The sequence below is a fragment of the Fructobacillus papyriferae genome (assembly GCF_018437225.1).
Lineage (GTDB): Bacteria > Bacillota > Bacilli > Lactobacillales > Lactobacillaceae > Fructobacillus > Fructobacillus papyriferae.
Window position 1 is genome coordinate 299,289 of record NZ_JAAMFI010000001.1, and the last position, 18,214, is coordinate 317,502.

19 protein-coding genes are annotated in these 18,214 nt (G+C 46.8%); 1 reads left to right on the top strand and 18 read right to left on the bottom strand.

Features of this window, described 5'->3' with window-relative positions:
- Positions 1–75: 75 nt before the first annotated feature.
- From G6R27_RS01480 to G6R27_RS01515, 8 genes are all read right to left on the bottom strand, one after another.
- Positions 76–1,041 (bottom strand): asparaginase, encoded by a 966-nt coding sequence (locus tag G6R27_RS01480; protein WP_213819316.1) that lies wholly within the window; start codon positions 1,039–1,041, stop codon positions 76–78.
- Complete coding sequence (gene recO, locus G6R27_RS01485; RefSeq protein ID WP_213819317.1) at positions 1,041–1,829, bottom strand: DNA repair protein RecO; 789 nt, start codon at positions 1,827–1,829, stop codon at positions 1,041–1,043. The genes G6R27_RS01480 and recO overlap by 1 nt, the downstream gene beginning before the upstream one ends.
- 79 nt (positions 1,830–1,908) lie before the next feature.
- Complete coding sequence (era, locus tag G6R27_RS01490) at positions 1,909–2,820, bottom strand: GTPase Era (protein WP_213819318.1); 912 nt, start codon at positions 2,818–2,820, stop codon at positions 1,909–1,911.
- Positions 2,821–2,823: 3 nt separating this feature from the next.
- Positions 2,824–3,378 carry a diacylglycerol kinase family protein gene (locus tag G6R27_RS01495; RefSeq protein WP_230791122.1) on the bottom strand — a complete coding sequence of 185 codons (555 nt, stop codon included), beginning with the start codon at positions 3,376–3,378 and terminating at the stop codon, positions 2,824–2,826.
- A complete protein-coding gene (ybeY, locus tag G6R27_RS01500) occupies positions 3,356–3,838 on the bottom strand; it encodes an rRNA maturation RNase YbeY (protein WP_213819319.1) in 483 nt (160 codons plus the stop codon). The genes G6R27_RS01495 and ybeY overlap by 23 nt, the downstream gene beginning before the upstream one ends.
- Complete coding sequence (locus G6R27_RS01505; RefSeq protein ID WP_213819320.1) at positions 3,838–4,839, bottom strand: PhoH family protein; 1,002 nt, start codon at positions 4,837–4,839, stop codon at positions 3,838–3,840. Before G6R27_RS01505 ends, ybeY begins: the two co-directional genes overlap by 1 nt.
- A 90-nt stretch (positions 4,840–4,929) precedes the next feature.
- Positions 4,930–6,348 carry a pyruvate kinase gene (gene pyk, locus G6R27_RS01510; RefSeq protein ID WP_213819321.1) on the bottom strand — a complete coding sequence of 473 codons (1,419 nt, stop codon included), beginning with the start codon at positions 6,346–6,348 and terminating at the stop codon, positions 4,930–4,932.
- A 94-nt stretch (positions 6,349–6,442) separates the two neighbouring features.
- On the bottom strand, positions 6,443–9,862 hold the full coding sequence (locus G6R27_RS01515; RefSeq protein ID WP_213819322.1) for a DNA polymerase III subunit alpha: 3,420 nt from the start codon (positions 9,860–9,862) through the stop codon (positions 6,443–6,445).
- Between the two features lie 195 nt (positions 9,863–10,057).
- Here G6R27_RS01515 and G6R27_RS01520 point away from each other — a divergent pair, with 195 nt between their 5' ends.
- A complete protein-coding gene (locus tag G6R27_RS01520) occupies positions 10,058–10,240 on the top strand; it encodes a DUF2929 family protein (protein WP_213819323.1) in 183 nt (60 codons plus the stop codon).
- A gap of 57 nt (positions 10,241–10,297) precedes the next feature.
- Here the strand turns inward: G6R27_RS01520 and pepT are convergent, their stop codons facing one another.
- The 10 genes from pepT to G6R27_RS01570 form a co-directional block, all read right to left on the bottom strand.
- Positions 10,298–11,548 (bottom strand): peptidase T, encoded by a 1,251-nt coding sequence (gene pepT / locus G6R27_RS01525; RefSeq protein WP_213819324.1) that lies wholly within the window; start codon positions 11,546–11,548, stop codon positions 10,298–10,300.
- A 16-nt stretch (positions 11,549–11,564) separates the two neighbouring features.
- Entirely contained in the window at positions 11,565–12,356 is a 792-nt protein-coding gene (locus G6R27_RS01530) for a Nif3-like dinuclear metal center hexameric protein (RefSeq protein ID WP_213819325.1), read from the bottom strand.
- The gene (locus G6R27_RS01535; RefSeq protein WP_213819326.1) at positions 12,353–13,045 is read right to left on the bottom strand and encodes a tRNA (adenine(22)-N(1))-methyltransferase; all 693 of its coding nucleotides are present in this window, start codon (positions 13,043–13,045) and stop codon (positions 12,353–12,355) included. Before G6R27_RS01535 ends, G6R27_RS01530 begins: the two co-directional genes overlap by 4 nt.
- A gap of 105 nt (positions 13,046–13,150) precedes the next feature.
- On the bottom strand, positions 13,151–13,915 hold the full coding sequence (locus tag G6R27_RS01540; RefSeq protein WP_213819327.1) for a ribonuclease HII: 765 nt from the start codon (positions 13,913–13,915) through the stop codon (positions 13,151–13,153).
- Complete coding sequence (ylqF, locus tag G6R27_RS01545; RefSeq protein ID WP_213819328.1) at positions 13,908–14,753, bottom strand: ribosome biogenesis GTPase YlqF; 846 nt, start codon at positions 14,751–14,753, stop codon at positions 13,908–13,910. The genes G6R27_RS01540 and ylqF overlap by 8 nt, the downstream gene beginning before the upstream one ends.
- A 12-nt stretch (positions 14,754–14,765) precedes the next feature.
- Positions 14,766–14,993 carry a YozE family protein gene (locus tag G6R27_RS01550; RefSeq protein WP_213819329.1) on the bottom strand — a complete coding sequence of 76 codons (228 nt, stop codon included), beginning with the start codon at positions 14,991–14,993 and terminating at the stop codon, positions 14,766–14,768.
- Positions 14,983–15,558: a YpmS family protein gene (locus tag G6R27_RS01555; protein ID WP_213819330.1), complete on the bottom strand. Its 576-nt coding sequence runs from the start codon at positions 15,556–15,558 to the stop codon at positions 14,983–14,985. The genes G6R27_RS01550 and G6R27_RS01555 overlap by 11 nt, the downstream gene beginning before the upstream one ends.
- Before the next feature lie 18 nt (positions 15,559–15,576).
- Positions 15,577–16,428: a DegV family protein gene (locus G6R27_RS01560; protein ID WP_213819331.1), complete on the bottom strand. Its 852-nt coding sequence runs from the start codon at positions 16,426–16,428 to the stop codon at positions 15,577–15,579.
- 9 nt (positions 16,429–16,437) lie between these two features.
- Complete coding sequence (locus G6R27_RS01565; RefSeq protein WP_213819332.1) at positions 16,438–16,938, bottom strand: dihydrofolate reductase; 501 nt, start codon at positions 16,936–16,938, stop codon at positions 16,438–16,440.
- A gap of 2 nt (positions 16,939–16,940) precedes the next feature.
- Positions 16,941–18,143 carry a CCA tRNA nucleotidyltransferase gene (locus G6R27_RS01570; RefSeq protein WP_213819333.1) on the bottom strand — a complete coding sequence of 401 codons (1,203 nt, stop codon included), beginning with the start codon at positions 18,141–18,143 and terminating at the stop codon, positions 16,941–16,943.
- Positions 18,144–18,214 lie beyond the last annotated feature (71 nt).

Here is an 18,214-nt window from a genome sequence, read left to right on the forward strand (position 1 = left end):
GTGATCCGGACAACTGACTACGCACCATTGCGCAAGTCATGCAAAAACTTTCTTTTTTTAGTATACCGAGTTTTTCTAAAATTCGTGCAAGAAATCGGTCAAAGCTTCCTGAGACAAACCGTTTTCAAGTCCAATTAACAGCTTTAGTCGGGCCTTTTGCCCATTAACCGCACGAGCAAAGATCGCGCCTGATTTTTCCAATTGAATGCCGCCTCCAAGGTAATCGTAAACCGGTTCAGCAATTCCATTGAAGGAGCGCGATACAATCACAACCGGTATGGCATTATCTAACAACTCCTGAACACCCCGAGCCGCATCCTCGCCCAAATTTCCTGCCCCAAGGGCTTCGATGATGATCCCATCAATGTGCTCACTTTCGGCAAAGAGCGATAGAATCTGGCCGTCCATACCAGCATAAGCCTTCATCACCGGAATTTTCTTGGTTACATCAGCGATTGGATAGTGCATCGTGTGAGGCAAGTCATAGAAAAAGATAATCTGCCGCTTCGTGATCATGCCCATTGGGCCAGAGATCGGTGAGGCAAAGGTCGCTACATTCGTTGCGTGAGTCTTTGTTACAAAACGGGCTGCGTGAATCTCATCGTTTAAAACAACCATAACGCCACGGTTCGAAGATTCTGGATCGATGGCCACCCGCAATGCGGATTGAAAATTGTATAAACCATCCGACCCCAATTCGTTGGAGGAACGCATTGCCCCAGTCATGACAACGGGAATCGACAAGCCAAGTGTCTTGTCCAAGAAAAACGAAGTCTCCTCCAAAGTGTCTGTTCCATGCGTAATGACAACGCCGTCATAGTCTTGATCAGCGTGTTCCAAGCGTTTATAGAGTGTGAGCATGTGCTCTGGTTTGATGTGCTCTGAGGGGATATTAAAGATGTTTTCGATGTCTAGATCCACTGCCGGTAAATCAAACTGTGCTTGATTTAAGGGATTTTCTGAACCGACTTCCACATCCCCGTCTTCTGCGGCGTGCATCGCAATCGTGCCGCCCGTGTGTAGGACCAAAATTTTTTTCATCAGTCATTCTCCTTTTTTCGTGGTTTAATGGAAAGCTGTCCTTCAAAAGCCGCCATTTTTTGAATAAAACGTTTTTCCTTTGGTTGAAAGCCAACTTGGCGGTCATAGAGGTAGTCAACCACACGTTGGACGGCACGTTTGGTTGGTACAGATAGTGTGACGGAACCTAATTTGCGAATGTCAATGGAAGAAAAAAGCCGCAGATAATAAACCGTCTTCTGATCCAAATGCAAGCGGTGATCGTCCATGTCAAAATGCGCCTGCTCGATGATGCCATTGTATTTGTCGGAATAATCAAAATCTCCGACTTCCTTGCCTGACAATGGGTCGCGCTGCCAGTTAGGCGAAACACCAAAGACCGGCAGCAACTGCAACTCGACAATGTTAGCGACCACTTGCGGATCTTTTTTTCGATTAAGCTGGTCGAAAATGGCCAAGGTTCGCTCATACCAGTCGACCTGTTTGACGTTTTCGTCAAAGGCCACCGTCAGGTCCTTTGCAATTAAGGCGGCATAGGCAGAAGTCGTCAAATCCGTCACGACATTCTTATAGATTTTACTCTCCTGAAGTGAATTAATGAAACCAAGGCCTTGCTGGTTCTTTGGGTAAACACCGTCGACCACCACCCAGGTGTAGGACTGGCTAACGGGCGCGAGTTTGGACTTTTGTTTCTTTGCCCCCCGGGCCATGGCTGTAATAATTCCTGCTTCTTTGGTAAAAAGCTTGACCAGCAGGTCATTCTCTCGATAGTCCGTGGTGCTCAAAATCAATCCTTCGATTAACGCCATTGCCAACCCCTCCTTTCCTTTGAACTCATTATGTACGAAAAAACGGCCAGTTGTGCGACTAGCCGCCCTTCTTGAATCTTTAAAAGTCGTCTTTTCGGTAACCCAGTGACTGCAAAGCTTGCGGACGATCACGCCAGCGTTCTTCGACCTTAACCCAGGTCTCTAGGAAAACACGAGAGCCGAGTAAACGCTCAATGTCCTTGCGGGCCCGAGTGCCAATTTGTTTGATCATCTTGCCCTGACGGCCAATGACGATGTTCTTTTGCGTTGGCCGTTCAACGATAATCGACGCCTGGATGTTAACGATATCATCTTGTCCTTGCTCGATTTTGTCGATCACAACAGCCACTGAGTGTGGCACTTCCTGCTGCGTCAGTTGCAAAACCTTTTCACGAATTAATTCCGAAATGACAAAGCGCTCCGGGTGATCGGTCAATTGATCGGCATCAAAGTATTGGGGGCCTTCATCCAAATCCTGAATCACCGTCTCCAGCAATTCCGGTACATTGTCGCCTTCGGTCGCCGAAATTGGGAATATCTCCGTCCATTCGGGTGCGTCTTCTTGATACGTGTTGATGACAGCAAAGAGGTCTTCTTTCTTCAGTAAGTCCACCTTATTGACCAGAAGAAAGATCGGCGTATTCGTGACTTCCTTCAAGCGGTTAATGATGTAATCATCACCCGCCCCACGTTTTTTGGACGCATCAACGACAAACCAAATGGCATCCGCTTCGTGCAGGGCAGAAAAGGCAGATTTCACCATGTAATCGCCCAGTGAATTCTGTGGCTTGTGAACACCAGGGGTATCGATAAAGACCACCTGAGCTTCATCAGTCGTGTAGATTCCTTGGATTTTGTTTCGCGTGGTTTGCGCTTTGTTCGACATGATGGCAATTTTCTCACCAACGATCCGGTTTAAAAGCGTTGACTTTCCAACATTTGGCCGGCCGATGATGGCCACAAAACCTGATTTAAATCCTTCTTTAGTCATAAATTATCCTTTCAAACGGTGAATGAAGCGAGAAAAGTCGGTTTGAATACCGAAGAAATGCCAGAGGTGTGGCTGGAAAATCAAAAACAAGATAATCATTTCCGCAGCCACTGAAACCAAGACCATTCCAGCAGACACGTCCTTCACTAATCCTGCTAGTGGATGGTAGCGTTTGTCGACCATCAAATCAATGACCGCCTCCACCACCGTGTTGACGAACTCCCCATAGATGGCTAAGAAAACACCAATCACGACCCAAAGCCATTCGGAGCGATTCAGCCCCAAATAGAGTCCGCCGATCAAAACAACAAGAGCAAAGCCGACATGAAAGCGCATGTTACGCTCACGAATCAAAACCAAAAAGATCCCTTTAATCGCGTTAAACAGGGACTTCCCAAAATTTCGATTACGGCCTGTTTGGCGCCCGTGTTCATCTGAAATTTCTTGTCGTTCACTTTGTTTTTGACTGTTTTTTGAGCGATCGATTTCTTCTTGGAAAGTAGCTAATTCATCTGGCTGATTGTTGTCGCTCTTTTTAGCGTCGGAGGCCATAGTCATCTAAAATATTCCTTTGTAGATCAAACATTTCTTTTTCTTCTTTGTCACCCAGCATGTGGTCGTAGCCGTTCAGGTGCAAGAAACCATGCACAACCAAAAAACCGAGCTCACGTTCAAACGAATGGCCTAAGTATTCGGCCTGGCTTTCGATGATATCAACAGAAACTAAGATGTCGCCAATATTTTTAGCAATCTCTTCGTCCATTAACTCATCTGGCAGAAGTGGGCTGTCATCGCCCGCTTCTTCGATGGCAAAAGAAATCACATCCGTTGGTTTATCCTTTCCGCGATAATCACGGTTATAGGCCTGGATGGCCTCGTTATTCATGAATGTCACGGACATTTCCGTGTTGTCAGGCAACTCTAAGTATTTGCCTGCATAATCCAACACATAAGTGACCAGATCCTTGTGATACTGAGTCACACCGTCTTTGGTTTGATCAATTAAAGCTAAATCCATTATGCATGTCCTTCTTCACGAGCTTTTTTCAAAGCTTGGATTTTCTCATCGGCTTCTTCGTATGCCGAAACAATCTGTCCAACCACTGGGTGGCGAACGACATCTTGACTATCAAAGTGAACAAAACCGACCCGATTTAAGTCTTTTAAAATCTTTTGTGCGGCTAAAAGTCCAGATTTAACGCCCTTGGGTAGATCAATCTGGGATGGGTCACCATTAACGACCATCTTCGACTGAAAACCAAGACGAGTCAGAACCATCTTCATCTGCGCATTCGTCGTGTTTTGCGCCTCGTCCACAATAATAAAGGCGTCATCCAACGTTCGACCACGCATGTAGGCGAGTGGTGCAATTTCTAAGACTCCCCGTTCGATGAGGCGTTCGACATGGTCAGAACCAATCAAGGTGTTCATCGCATCATAAATTGGACGCATATAAGGATCAACCTTTTCCTTCAAATCACCAGGTAGAAAACCAAGTGATTCCCCGGCTTCGACCGCCGGACGAGCGATAATAATCCGTTCAACGTCACCTTTTTTCAAAGCCGATACCGCCATGACCACCGCTAAGAAAGTCTTACCGGTTCCAGCGGCACCAATGCCAAAAGTCAAATCATTGTGCTTAATCGCTGAGATGTACTGACGTTGACCATAATTCTTTACACGAACGGAACGGCCCTTCTTATCTTTGATGATCGAACCTTGATAGAAATCTAAGAAGTAGTCGAGTGTCCCCTTTTTGGCCATTGTCGTCGCCGACACCACATCAGCAGGTCCAACCGATACTTGCTTTTTCACTAGCTGGCACAAAACATTCAAGACAGCATAGGCTTTAGAAATCGCATTCTCTTCGCCATTAATCGCCACTTGCGAACCACGAACGTGGAGTTCAACCGATAACCCTTCTTCGATTAAGATTAAGAGCTGATCCTGCGCACCGGTGACTACCGTTTGCTGCTCAACGTTTTGAAAGGTAAAAATCTTTTCACTTTGTTTTGTCAAAAATCATATCCCTCATTTGCTTGGAACTTTCTTCATTTTAACATAAAAAAAGCCCGACAGAGTCGGACTTTTTAGTCTAAAAGACTTGAATTAGAGCGTTTCAACTGAAACGTTGTTGGCTGACTTCGTCTTGTCGATTGGTGCAACCGTCATCACAACGATCTTGTCACCAGATTCGGCCAAGCCTTGGTCCTTAGCAGCTTGCTTTGCCAAAACGATCAAGTCGTCAACTGACTTTGGCGTTTCAGCCAAGACAGGAACAACCCCGTTGTTCAAAGTCAAACCACGTTGAACGCGTTCTTCCGTAGCCAAGGCAACGATTGGTGCCAATGGACGGTGCTTTGAAACCATACGAGCTTCGTAACCAGATTCAGTCAAGACAACAACGGCCTTTGCTGAAACTGAATCAGCCAAACGAGCAGCTGCAGCAGCAACTGATTCAACTGAGTCATTGTGGTAGAACGTGTCTTGGTGACGTGAGTAAATTGGCAAAGCTGTTTCAGCCTTTTCATCCAACTTAGCCATCATCGTAACAGCTTCAACTGGGTATTCTCCGTTAGCTGATTCACCAGACAACATTGTGGCATCAGTACCATCCCATACGGCGTTAGCAACGTCAGCTGCTTCGGCACGCGTTGGACGTGGGTTATCTTCCATTGAATCAAGCATTTGAGTAGCCGTGATAACAGGCAAACCACGCTTGTTCATGTTGGCCATCATTTCCTTTTGAATCAAAGGAACGTTTTCGGCTGGAATTTCAACACCCATGTCACCACGAGGAATCATCAAACCGTCTGATACGTCCAAAACGGCATCCAAGTTATCGATCCCTTCTTGTGATTCGATCTTAGGAATGATTTGAACATGTTCCATGTTCTTTTCCTTCAACAAAGCACGGATTTCCAAAACATCTTCTGGCTTACGCACGAATGATGCAGCGATGTAGTTGATTTCGTGATCCAAACCAAAGCGGATATCATCGGCATCCTTGTCCGTGATACCTGGCAAGTTGATGGAAACGCCTGGTGCGTTAACACCCTTACGTGAACCAAGCAACCCGTGGTTATCAGCCTTTACGACCAATTCCTTGTTGGCATCATCCTTTTCCATGATAGTCGTTTCAAGCAAACCATCATCAAAGAGAACCTTTCCGCCAACCTTCACGTCATCGAACAAACCTGGGTAAGTAACGGCGATCTTGTCGTGCGTACCTTCCAAGCTGTCATCCATTGAGATGCGGAAAACATCACCAGTGGCGAATTGAATCTTACCATCTGCTTGCTTTGTCGTACGGATTTCCGCACCCTTCGTGTCAAGCAGACGACCAACAGTCTTACCAGTAATCTTTTCAGCTTCGGCCACCTTTTGCATACGGCCCAAGTGTTCTTCGTGATCACCGTGGGAGAAGTTGAAGCGGAATACGTTAGCACCGGCTTCAATTAACTTCACAATGGTTTCGACATCATTTGATGACGGACCAAGCGTTGAGACGATTTTCGTCTTTTTCATGGGTAAATTGCTCCTTTGATATCTTGGTGAGTTGCGACAAACAACTTCCTAAACATATTGTAATACACTCTACAACCAATTCACAAGCTAGAATCTAACCTTTTTCTTTAAAAACAACGTTTTGATCACCTAAGATCGCTTGTAAAGGCGCTAGAACTACGCTTTTATCGGCCAAACCATACTGGATGGGTAAATTCTTTCTTTTTTTCGTATTTGGCCAGTAGAGTGTGACGGGATTATTCCCCGGATGCTGCTGCATCAATTGCCAAATGGCCGTCTTTTGCTTTGCTTCCCTGTCGTCATCAATCAGCCGAAGGAACCAAGTTCCTTGCCCAACGGCTTTTTTAGCAGCCGGTTGGCCCTTTTTGACCCTTTTCTCATTTTCATTCAAGAGCTCGCCTTGCTGCCTTGCCTGATTGCCCTCGTCCGGATTGACTGCTGTCATGCGGTTGGCAATTAAGGACAGGCCTTGTCGAACTTCAGTCTTGCCGCTAATGGAAAAGACTTTACCGATCTTTAACTGATCAAAAAGACGTTCATAGAGCTTTGGAAAGACGGTTACATCCAATGACCCTGTCATGTCTGATACGGACAAGAAGGCCATCTGGTCGCCCTTCTTGGTCTTGATAACCTTAACTTGCTTGATTAGTCCATAGACAGTGACCTGCTGGTTTTCTGAAAGATCGGCAATGTGACTTGCTTTAGAAGCCTCATAATCGGCAGAGAAGGCCTCCGTTGGATGTCCCGACAAATTAAAACCAAGAACGTCTTTTTCACGCTGTAAGCGTTCCACCAAGCCATAGTCTTCGACCTTCTTCATCTTCGTTTCTTTTAAGACTTGTTCCCCAAAGGCAGCGGCCGTCAGGAGGTCTTGTAAGTTTTCAGTCAGTTCGGCACGGTTGTAGCCAAAGCGGTCCAAGGCACCGGCGTTGATCAACAAGCTGATTTCCTTTTCCCGCCGCCATTTTTCTGGCAAAGACAAGACAAATGCGGGTAAGCCAATAAAGCCACCCGTTTGGTTTCTGATAGCCAAGAGTTCTTCAACAAAGGGTGTTGGCAAACCGGCGATATTGCCGATACCCATTTGCAAGGCTTGGCCGTCAATTGACCAGTCTGCTTGGGACTGATTAATATCTGGTCCAAGCACCTTAACTTGCCGCTTCTTGGCCTCTTGTAAATAGCCTTGGGCCTTGGCCGCCCCGCCCTGGTGGGCATTTAGCAAAGCGGTATAAAAAGCCAGTGGCGCATGTGCCTTGAGGTAAGCTAGTGAAAAAGATAGTTCCGAATAGGCCACGGCGTGTGATTTGTTAAAACCGTAGTTGGCAAATTGGTCGATGTAGGTAAAAAGCTGTTCAGCCTCTTGCTCGCTATGCCCCTTTTTCTTGGCACCTGCTAAGAAGGCTTCCTTGGCCTGAGCCATCTGCTTGAGCTTTTTCTTAGACATGGCCGAACGAAGAAAGTCGGCTTGCGCCAGGGTGAAACCAGCGTAGGCTTCAGCCACTTGCATGACCTGCTCCTGATAGACCAAAATGCCAAATGTTTCAGCTAAAATTCGATCAACGACCGGATCAGTGACCGGGACCGGTTCTTGTCCGAGTCGCCGTTTGATAAAGGTCTCAATGTGCTGGCTTGGACCAGGTCGGTAAAGGGCGGTTGAAGCCGTGATCAAAGCAAACCGATCGATTTTCAAACGACGCAGCATCCGCTGCATGCCAGCTGATTCAAATTGGAAGACACCATTGGTTTGGCCAGCAGCAAAAAGGGCCAGTGTCTTTTGGTCTTCAAATGAAATTTTTTTGATATCAAAGTCATCACCCAAAACCGGGCGGGCCAGTTCGATCCCCTTTGCCAAAATCTTTAGCGTCGTCAGCCCCAAAATATCGATTTTTAGCAAACCAAGCGCTTCAACCGGCCCTTTTGGCAACTGCGTCATCAAATAGCCGTCGTTTCCCTTCTGAACGGGCAACGTATCCGTTAAAGGCGAATCGGACAAAACAACACCGGCCGCATGGGTTGAATAATTGCGGGGCAAGTTTTCCATCTTACGCGCAGTCTTTAGAAGCAAGCTGCCGTGCTCATGCTTTTTCAAAGCCGGTTCTAACCGGTTCTTTGGATCAGAAAGCGTGTCGTCTAGGCTCACCTTCCGACCATTCTTACCTGCCGGAATGGTGTCGGTCAGCTGCTTTTGTTCTTTGGCGTCGAGTCCAAAGACACGGCCGACATCACGTAGTACCTGTTTAGCTGCGAGCGTTCCAAAAGTAATGATCTGGGCAAAGTCGTCCTGGCCATACTTATCATGCAAGTATGAAAGCAACTCGTCTCTTCGGTCGTCCGGCCAATCAATGTCAATGTCTGGCATCTGAGCACGTTCTGGGTTCAAGAAACGCTCAAAAAGCAGGCCGGCCTGCAATGGATCCACGTTTGTGATTCCAAGACAATAAGCCACCAATGAACCAGCCGCAGAGCCACGACCTGCCCCTGTCTGCACCTTGTGGTCCCGGGCGAATTTCAAAATGTCCCAGACAATCAAAAAGTAATCCGCAAAGCCTAAATCGATAATGGCGGTCAATTCGCGGGTGAGTCGCTCTTCATAAGCTTTCGGCTGGCTGATGCCGGCAAGCGCAAGCCGCCGCTTTAAACCAGCGTAGGCAAGTTGTTGCAAATAGTCCTTGGATGACAGGCCAGAATGCTGCTCGAAAACGGGCAAAGCGGGTTTCTTGAAGGTTAGCTCAACCGAAGCTTTCGAGACGAGAGCTTCGTTATTCTCGTAAGCTTCTTTCAAAGCAAGGGTCTGCTGATACGCCTGAAAAAGCTCAGCTTGATCTTTCAAATAAAAAGCGCCCTTTTCATGGGACAACGGCCCCAAATTATCCAGAACCGTTCCCGCATTCACTGCTCGCAAAACCTGTGTTGTAAAGGCATCCTCCGGATCCATGTAATCGACCCTGTCCCAGGCGATCAGTGGTAAATCATGTTCGTTCGAGTATTCAGTCAGCGCCTTTTGCTGCACAAAAGATAAACTTGGGTTAATACCCAAATAACGTTCTTGACCTTGCCCAATTTGTTTATCGAGCTGGGCTAAGTAATTCTTGCTGGCCGGATCAGAAGAAGCAATCAACTGCCCCAACTCCGATTCAGGCGTCAAGGTGAGTACCAACCCAGCCAAATGATCGGCCAACATTTTCATGGTCATTGGCTCGTCCTCTAGGGTCATCTTTTTGGACGACAACAAGATCAAATTTCGGTACCCGGTCTCATTGTAAGCGGATAACAAAACTGGAAACGGCGTGGCTAAGTTGACTAAGCCATTGACCATCAATTGTAATGAAAAAATAGGCTTGAGGTCAGCTGCTTTGGCTTCTTTGTAAAAATCAACCAAGGAATATAAAACGTTTTGTTCTGCCAAGGAGACGGCCTGATAGCCGCGCGCTTTGGCCGTTTTTACGATTTGCGAGACGCTGCTTGGGCTTTGCAACAACGAATAGCCACTTTTAACTTGTAAGGGTGCGTACATAAAAGCCTCCAAAAGCGCATCGAATTCTTCTTATATTATACCGAAAATTTGTTCTCTTTCCTTAAAAATTAGAGGAGAATTCCCGCAAATTTCTACTCTTTTTGGCAACAGATCCAAAAAACTGTCGCCTGCTTCAACTTGACCAATCCTAAAAGAAGCGGTAGATTAGCAGTAAATAAAAAAGGTGGTATTCACATGCGCTATATCGTAACCGCACTCTGGGCAGCCTTCTTCGGTTTGCTGCTTGGCTATCTGGTCGCTCAGATGACGAGCGTGGCCTTCAACCCGGCCATGTCTGCACTGGTCACCGTGATCATTGCTGAATTGGCCTTGATCGTTGTTCCGATTCTTTCAAAGGATCAGGCAGCCAAAAACTAAATCTTTTATACAAAAAAACGATTGTCCCTCCATTAGCTGGGCAATCGTTTTTTTAATTTATTTTGCCAACTTACCTTTTGCGACCTCTTGAACAATCTCTAGCAAAACATCTGTTGCTTTTACCATCACCTGCTTTGAGACATACTCAAAACGACCGTGCATGTTCTCGCCACCGGCAAAGAGGTTTGGAGTTGGTAAGCCCAAGAAAGTAATCTTGGAGCCATCGGTTCCCCCACGCACAGGCTCGACCTTGGGTTCGATACCAAGTGTCTTCATGGCAGTCTCCGCTATGCAAACGACCTCTTGACGATCTTTGAGGACTTCGCCCATGTTGTAGTACTGATCTTGCAAGTGCACATGCACTCTCGGCTCATCAAAGCGTTCATTAAGCGCATTTTGCAGCTGCTTGAGGCGGGCTTTTTTACTTTCAAAAGCCTGCCGATCGTGATCCCGAATAATGTAAGATAAGCTTGCTTCTTCAGGTGTCCCATCCAGGCTAATTAAGTGATAAAATCCCTGCCGCCCCTCCGTTTTTTCAGGTCGGTCTTCTTCTGGTAGGCCATTGTGGAAGTCAATCGCCACTTGTAAGGCGTTAACCATCGTATCCTTAGCCGTTCCCGGGTGCACATTACGCCCCTTAATTGTCACTTTAGCACCAGCCGCGTTAAACGTTTCCCACTCAAGTTCACCAAGCGGACCGCCATCGACGGTGTAGGCAAAGTCGGCACCAAAAGCTTGGACGTCAAAGTGATCCGCTCCACGGCCAATTTCTTCATCTGGACCAAAGGCAAAGGCCAAGGGACCGTGTTCAATTTCTGGGTGAGCCAACAGATAATCGATCAGCGCCATGATTTCAGCCACACCGGCTTTGTCATCGGCACCGAGTAAAGTCGTCCCATCCGTTGTGATCAAATCATGGCCTTTGTAATGCTTCAGGTTGGGAAAATCCTTTGGATCCAAGGTGAAACCAGAATCACCCAAGTGGATAACCGACTGGCCATCATAATCGGCCACTTCTTGGGGACGAACGTTTTCACTGTTAAAGTCGGCCGTGTCGACGTGAGAAATAAAGCCAATCGTTGGTAGCTTGGTCTGCTTACTATTGCCTGGCATTTTGGCAAAAACGTAACCGTCTTTCATCGTTTGAACATCTGACAAACCCAAAGCGCGTAATTCTTCTGCCAAATTTTTTAAGAAAGCGACTTCCTTGGGGTCGGATGGCGTAGTCGTTGATTCCTCGTTGGACCGAGTGTTGACCTGAACAAAGCGAAGAAAACGATTGATTAATTCTGGGTACTTTTCAGACATAATATTCTCCTAAATTTTAAAGATAACGGTATGGATCCGTGTTAACTTGCGAAACAATGGCTGTCAATTCTTCTCCAAACCATTCCTGAACCTTTTTTGCCATTGGTTCCTTGGCTAAAGCTTCCATGTGGTGGTCAGGGTCGAGTACGGCAAAATCAGCCGCCAAGACGTCGTGACCAACGTGGTAATAGAGATCAGCTGTAATGTAGAGATCAGCCCCCTGTGCTTTGGCCTCTTTCCAGTACTTGCCACCATCGCCACCAAGGACAGCCACACGTTCGATCATTTTTTGGGGGTTCGCTGCAATCAAGCGAACTTCTTGAACCTGGCAAACGGCCTTCACTGTCTTAGCATAGTCAGACAAACTCTTTGGCTTTTTTAACCGGCCGATCCGACCGAGCCCTGCCTTGTCATTGACTTCGTCTGGGACCAGTGGAATTGCTTCTTCTATACCAAAAGCGCGACAAAGCCAGTCGTTTAGACCACCATCAGCCGCATCTAAATTCGTGTGCGAAGAATAAACAACGATGTCATGCTTAATCAAATCCGCATACATCTTGTTTTGCGGATCAGTTAAATCGAGATTCTTAGCCGGAAAAAAAAGCGGTTCATGATGGGCCCAAATGAAGTCCACTTTTTTTTCGATGGCTTCTTGAACCGTTTCAGGTCGGACATCTAAAGTCGTCATCACGCGCTGAATGGGTTGATTGGGGTCCCCAATCTGTAGCCCCGTTGGGTCGCCCTTTTCAGCCAGGGACTTTGGCGCAAAAGCTTCGATTTTGTTAATTAAATCCGCTGCTTGAATCATTTCTCTGCCAACTCCTTTTCGATTTTGTCGATCATTTCTTTGACTTCGAGATATTTCGTACTGGTCTGTTGGTTGGCTTCAGCTAACCGATCTAAGACCAGCTGCAAGCGGTTCTTTTCATGTGTCCACTTAGCCAAAAAAATCGGTCCCTTTTCCAAACGCAAGAATGGACCAAAGGTCAAATCTGCTTCAGACAAGGTTTGTTTGCCTGGTTCAGCCACGATAATTTCGTAACGGTGGACGCCTTCTTTGACCATTTCTTCTTTTGTAATCGCATAATCATTTTCCACCAACCAGGCCCGCAAGGCATCCTGATCGGTATTTGGCTGAAGCACTAATTGCTTAAAGGGCCCCAATTGGCGTTGATCATTTAGAATCTTTTTTATCAAAAGTCCGCCCATACCTGCAATCACAACCGATTCCACACCGTCTTCTGGTCGAATGGCCGCAAGACCATCGGCCAGCCGACAGTCGATTCGTTGGCCAAGGGATTGAGCTGCTACGGTGTGCTTCGCGTTTTCGAGTGGGCCCTTGGCGACTTCGCCAACGATGGCGGCGTCGGTGTGGCCCTGTTCGACTAGAAAAGCGGCCAGATAGGCGTGATCGGAACCGATGTCGGCAACTTTGTGCTTGGCAAAAACGAGATTGGCGACGGCGTGAAGACGGGGACGTAATTTAATTTGGGGCATGACACTCTCCTAAAATGACGAGATCTTTCTTTTTATTATACGGGGCTGGCCGACTTTGAACAAGGATAAATTAGAAACAAATTAAAAAACCGCCGAAGCGGTTTTTTAGGATAAACACTTTTTGACCGGCGCAAAGGTCTTTCGATGGATGGGACAAGGTCCCAATTTGGCTAGTCCTTCTAAATGTGCCTTGGTGCCGTAGCCATCATTTTGACCAAAGCCATACCCCGGATACTCTTTTTCATAGGCGACCATGAGCGCATCACGGGTCACTTTTGCAAGAATTGAAGCTGCCCCAATCGAGTTGGATCGGGCATCGCCCTTAATTAATTTTTGCTGTGGCAATGGTAGATCAATGACCATGGCGTCCACCAATAAATAATCGGCCGGCACGTCCATTGCTAAGACCGCTTGTTTCATCGCTTCACGAGAAGCCTCATAGATATTGACCTCATCGATCCGTTCGACCGAAACGATGCCAATTCCATAGGCGACAGCGTCTTTTTTAATATGCGTGACCAGCTCGTCTCGCACCTTTTTTGAAAGCTGCTTGGAATCGATAACGCCATAAGCATCGAAGTCAGCCGGTAAAATGACCGCAGCAGCGACAACCGGACCAGCTAAGGGGCCACGGCCGACTTCGTCAACACCGGCAATGGCCTGGTAGCCCTGGTCCCAGAGTTCGGACTCAAAGGCAAAGCGGCTCATAAAGTCCGCTTTCTGCTTAGCTTCTTTAGCCAAACGCTTATCGAAAGCCTTCAAGGCATTCTGGACGCCGGAGCGAGAATCCGTTCGCCATTTGGCCAAACGGCCATCGTCAGCCTGCGCCTCTTTCAAAGCAGCTTTAATCGCTGCAATTGTCTCAGTCATGTTCTCGGTCCAATGTATAGCGTCCCAGCTTGCCAGAACGAAGATCGTTTAGTAGACGAACGGCGGCCTTATCATAATCATCTTTAAAGCCGAGCTTTTCAGTAATGGTTAACAATAAGTTGACGTCTGTTTGATCAAAGGCATCGTCAGCCAAATGGTAACGATCAATGATTGCCTGTGGGTTGTACTCCCGAAAAAAGCTCAGCAAATATAAGGCGGCATCGTCTTTTGCAAAGATCGTGTCCTTGACTGCACCTGTCAAAGCTAAACGCTGGCCAGTCTTTTGATCTTCAAACTTTGGCCAAAGAACACCGGGTGAATCCAAAATTTCTAATCCGGTCGAGGTTTTCAGCCAGGCGACTTTCTTGGTCACGCCGGGCTTGTTGGCCGTAATGGCCACGTTTTTTTGCACCAAATGATTAAGCAAGGTCGACTTACCAACGTTTGGAATACCAGCCAGCATGACACGAATCGGCCGATTCTTGATCCCCTTCGTTTCTTGGGCTTCAATTCGGTCCTTTAAGACTTCTTTCGCCGCTTTCGTCATCATCTGCGCCGTCTTCGGACCACGCGTATCGAGTACCACGACGTTTAAGCCTTGCTTTTCAAAATAGGCTTTCCATGAAGCCGTCTCTTTGGAATCTGCTAAATCTGCCTTGGTTAATACCAAAAGACGAGGTTTTTTTTCGATTAACTTGTCGACTTCGGGATTTCTTGAAGACATTGGTAAACGGGCATCAACTAACTCGAAAACGAGGTCAACCAATGACAAGTTTTCCCGCATCAAACGGAAGGCCTTTGCCATGTGGCCGGGATACCATTGAATATTTTGGGCCATTTTGTCTCCTAACTAACGAGAAGCCTGGTACTCAGCCCAGGCTTCATCAAAAATCGTCATCGACATTAAGTAAGACGCTCCCGTTTCCAAATATTCGGAAATTTCATCAAAATCCGTGGATTGCTTTGGAAAGGACGCATCCAAAAACGCATTGTTGGCAAACTGCTGGATCTCAGTTGCTGCGACTGTGTTGCGGTTGGTCATCAACCAACCATAAAAACTACGGTGTCTACTGGGCATTTTGCATGACTCCGGTAAAGGTAAAGCGGTTGTCCTTTAAGTTCAGCTCATCTGCTTGCAGGGTCCAACCATTCTTCTTCGTTAATTTTGACAGATCAAGGGCGATTTGTTTCTGATCAGGTTGGATGGTCACACCCTTTGGTCCCGTGTACATTTCTTTAATGTACCCCATGGCCACGTTGACTGGCAAATCCAATTGGCCCAGTTCAACCTTTTGGACCTCCATGATGACATTGCCACCATCGGTTGTCTTAGGCACCATCGTCAATTTGGCATCAAGCTTCTGGTTGAAGACCGTAACCGTCGTTTGAGCCGTCACGTTCTCTTCGTTAACCTTTACGCTGTATTTACCATTTGATTGATTCGTCAAATACGTGTTGGACAAAGCGTTCAGTTGATCACGATTCAGCGTCAGATCAATCTTGGTGTTATCACCACTTGTGGTCTGGCTAAAGCTTGTCCGGGTTGGCATCAACGCCAGATAAGCCGTATAGACACCGGCTGACAAAATGGCCAAAATAAGCAAACAAAAGAGCCAAAACCAAATCGAACGACGTTTCTTCATGACATAACCTTCTAACTATTATTCTGCTTCAAAGAGAAAGGCTAAAGCACCCATCCCCGTGTGCGTGGCAATCATCGGTGTCGCCACAGATACCAAAATATCAATGTCCGGCCAGATCTCGTTTAACCGAGCAGCCATGGCTTCAGCTTCCTCTTTGATTCCTGTGTAAGTGATCCCGATGCCTTTCATCGTCTTAAAAGACTTCATCTTGTCAATCACATCTTCATTGAATTTGTTCAAAGTCTTCAGACCACGTCCCTTGGTTGCCACTTCCACCTTTCCTTTTGGATCAACAAAAGCGCCAACCTTAATATTCAAGAGGTTCCCAATCAAGCCTTGCGTTTTCGACAAGCGACCGCCTGCCACCATATTGTCCAGATTACGGAACGACAAATAAATATACGTGTCTTCACGGGCTTTCTCAGCTGCTGCAAGCACTTCTTCCATGCTGCCTCCGTTTTTAGCAACCCGGGCAGCAGCCAACACAACGAAGGCTTCGGAGCGATCCGCCGAATAGGTATCAAAGGCGACGACTTTGTTTTTAACCAAGGCGCCTGCTTGATGAGCAGCATTTACTGTTCCAGATAGGCCAGAAGAGATATGCAGTGAAAGAATCTCGGCATCCTCATCACCGGCCAAAGCTTTTTCGTAGGCTTCTTGGAACGCACCAATCGGCGGCTGAGACGTATGTGGCACCTCAGCACTCACTGCCATTTTATCCAAGAATTCTTCTGGACTGATCGTCACACCGTCTTCATAGATGGTTCCATCGATCTCAACAGACAAAGGAACCACTTGAATATCAAATTCTTCCTTTTCCTTCTCCGTAAACTTAGCACCTGAATCGGTTACAATCTTTACCTTACTCATCACACTCTCCTAGGCTTTTCGTTGATACGTTAAAAATTCAATGTCTTGACCGTTATCCTTTAGGGCTTCACGATTGACTAATTCGAATTGTTTCAAGTCAATCGGATCCACGAAAGTATCACCAGCAAAATCACCTTTCACCTTTGTAACGGACAAATCGGTCGCAAGTGGCATTAGCAGCCGATAGATTTGGGCACCACCGGCAACGGTGACCGGGTGACCTTTTTGCCATTCTGCTTTGATCAGATCGATCAGCTCATCTTTTGTATGAACCACCGTTACCTCATCAAAACCAGTCTCAAAATCTTGTTGACTCGTCAAGACCACCGAATGGCGTTTTGGCAAAGGACGTCCAATGGATTCCCAGGTGGATCGTCCCATGACCATGGTCGAATGGACCGTTTCCTTTTTAAAATGGGCCAAATCAGCCGGCAAAAACCAAGGTAACTGACCATTTTTACCAATGGCGTACCGATCATCTTCTGCCCAGACCATCTTTAATATTGCCATGTTTAGTGCTCCTTTGCAAAGTCAAAAATCGCTTCTTTTGTATTTGAAAGTTCACCACAAACAATTGCTTGCTCAATTTCGTGCAGGAGCTTGCCTAATCCAGGCCCCGGTGTTGCGATTCCAGACTGAATGAGCTGACCGCCATTGACCACGATATCTTTGCCCGAACGAATCGATAAAGCATTCAGACGTTTCTTGATGTCTTCTATGAGTGAGAAATCGACCCCCATCATCTCGATCACAGCTAAGAACGTATCCGCCAGATCGTTAATCTGGTACAAGTCCCAAGTGGATAAATCGTTCCGCTTTTCGATGGCTTTTGAAAGGCGCGTGACAGTCGCCATAATCTCACGGGATAGTTTCCAGGCCCGCAGTTCAGTTTGCAGCTCATCTGGGTTAAACCCACCGGTTCCCAAATAAAGGGTCCAAACTTCAAGCAACGTTTTTGGTTGCTTCTTTTCCAGCCAGTTGGCCAAAAGCAGCAAATGCTGATCGATCACCATCCCCTTTTGGCCTGGAAAATAAGGAAGTAAGCCCACTTCAACCATCGTCAATAACGACTGAGAAGCCGCTTGCCCCATCAATAGCTTTTCGAACTCGACCTGGATCCGCTCAACGGCGATTTTTTTCAGGTTCGGTGACAATTCTTTTAGCGCCTCAAGCGTTCCTTCTTCGATCGAGAAGTTTAACTTTGAAGCAAAACGCAAAGCGCGCATCATTCGCAAAGCATCTTCTGTGAAGCGTTCGTTTGGTTTTCCAACAGCGCGGATCTGTTTTTTTTCTAGGTCACCTAAGCCATCAAAAAGATCAATGACACTGCCGTCCGCATCCAAGGCAAAAGCGTTAATTGTAAAATCGCGCCGCTTCAAATCCTCTTCCAAAGAGCGAACAAAGGTCACCGAATCAGGCCGTCGAAAATCGGTATAAGTCGATTCCGTTCGAAAAGTTGTGATCTCATAGCCTTCTCCGTGATCCAAAACCATGACCGTCCCATGCTGAATACCGGTGTCGACTGTCCTATCAAAGATCGCCTTAATTTCTTCGGGATAAGCCGAGGAGGCAATGTCGACGTCATGTAAGCTTTCGCCCAAAATCATATCGCGGACACAACCGCCAACAAAATAGGCCGCAAAACCGGCCGCATTAATGCGATCTAAAATTGGTTTGGCCGCCACTAACTGGCTCGGTAGTTGGGTAAATTGCATGGGCCACCTCGTGATTATCTTCTATTTCTATCTTAGCAAGAAATTGCCTGAATTGCACGGCAACAAGGCTT

Excerpts from the sequence above, each read along its gene's own strand:
- G6R27_RS01555 (WP_213819330.1), bottom strand. The coding sequence starts at position 15,558 with ATGAAGAAACGTCGTTCGATTTGGTTTTGGCTCTTTTGTTTGCTTATT.
- G6R27_RS01570 (WP_213819333.1), bottom strand. The coding sequence starts at position 18,143 with ATGCAATTTACCCAACTACCGAGCCAGTTAGTGGCGGCCAAACCAATT.
- G6R27_RS01480 (WP_213819316.1), bottom strand. The coding sequence starts at position 1,041 with ATGAAAAAAATTTTGGTCCTACACACGGGCGGCACGATTGCGATGCAC.
- ylqF (WP_213819328.1), bottom strand. The coding sequence starts at position 14,753 with ATGGCCCAAAATATTCAATGGTATCCCGGCCACATGGCAAAGGCCTTC.
- G6R27_RS01560 (WP_213819331.1), bottom strand. The coding sequence starts at position 16,428 with ATGAGTAAGGTAAAGATTGTAACCGATTCAGGTGCTAAGTTTACGGAG.
- ybeY (WP_213819319.1), bottom strand. The coding sequence starts at position 3,838 with ATGGATTTAGCTTTAATTGATCAAACCAAAGACGGTGTGACTCAGTAT.
- G6R27_RS01495 (WP_230791122.1), bottom strand. The coding sequence starts at position 3,378 with ATGACTATGGCCTCCGACGCTAAAAAGAGCGACAACAATCAGCCAGAT.
- pepT (WP_213819324.1), bottom strand. The coding sequence starts at position 11,548 with ATGTCTGAAAAGTACCCAGAATTAATCAATCGTTTTCTTCGCTTTGTT.
- G6R27_RS01530 (WP_213819325.1), bottom strand. The coding sequence starts at position 12,356 with ATGATTCAAGCAGCGGATTTAATTAACAAAATCGAAGCTTTTGCGCCA.
- G6R27_RS01535 (WP_213819326.1), bottom strand. The coding sequence starts at position 13,045 with ATGCCCCAAATTAAATTACGTCCCCGTCTTCACGCCGTCGCCAATCTC.
- era (WP_213819318.1), bottom strand. The coding sequence starts at position 2,820 with ATGACTAAAGAAGGATTTAAATCAGGTTTTGTGGCCATCATCGGCCGG.
- G6R27_RS01565 (WP_213819332.1), bottom strand. The coding sequence starts at position 16,938 with ATGGCAATATTAAAGATGGTCTGGGCAGAAGATGATCGGTACGCCATT.
- recO (WP_213819317.1), bottom strand. The coding sequence starts at position 1,829 with ATGGCGTTAATCGAAGGATTGATTTTGAGCACCACGGACTATCGAGAG.
- pyk (WP_213819321.1), bottom strand. The coding sequence starts at position 6,348 with ATGAAAAAGACGAAAATCGTCTCAACGCTTGGTCCGTCATCAAATGAT.
- G6R27_RS01515 (WP_213819322.1), bottom strand. The coding sequence starts at position 9,862 with ATGTACGCACCCTTACAAGTTAAAAGTGGCTATTCGTTGTTGCAAAGC.
- G6R27_RS01540 (WP_213819327.1), bottom strand. The coding sequence starts at position 13,915 with ATGACTGAGACAATTGCAGCGATTAAAGCTGCTTTGAAAGAGGCGCAG.
- G6R27_RS01520 (WP_213819323.1), top strand. The coding sequence starts at position 10,058 with ATGCGCTATATCGTAACCGCACTCTGGGCAGCCTTCTTCGGTTTGCTG.
- G6R27_RS01550 (WP_213819329.1), bottom strand. The coding sequence starts at position 14,993 with ATGCCCAGTAGACACCGTAGTTTTTATGGTTGGTTGATGACCAACCGC.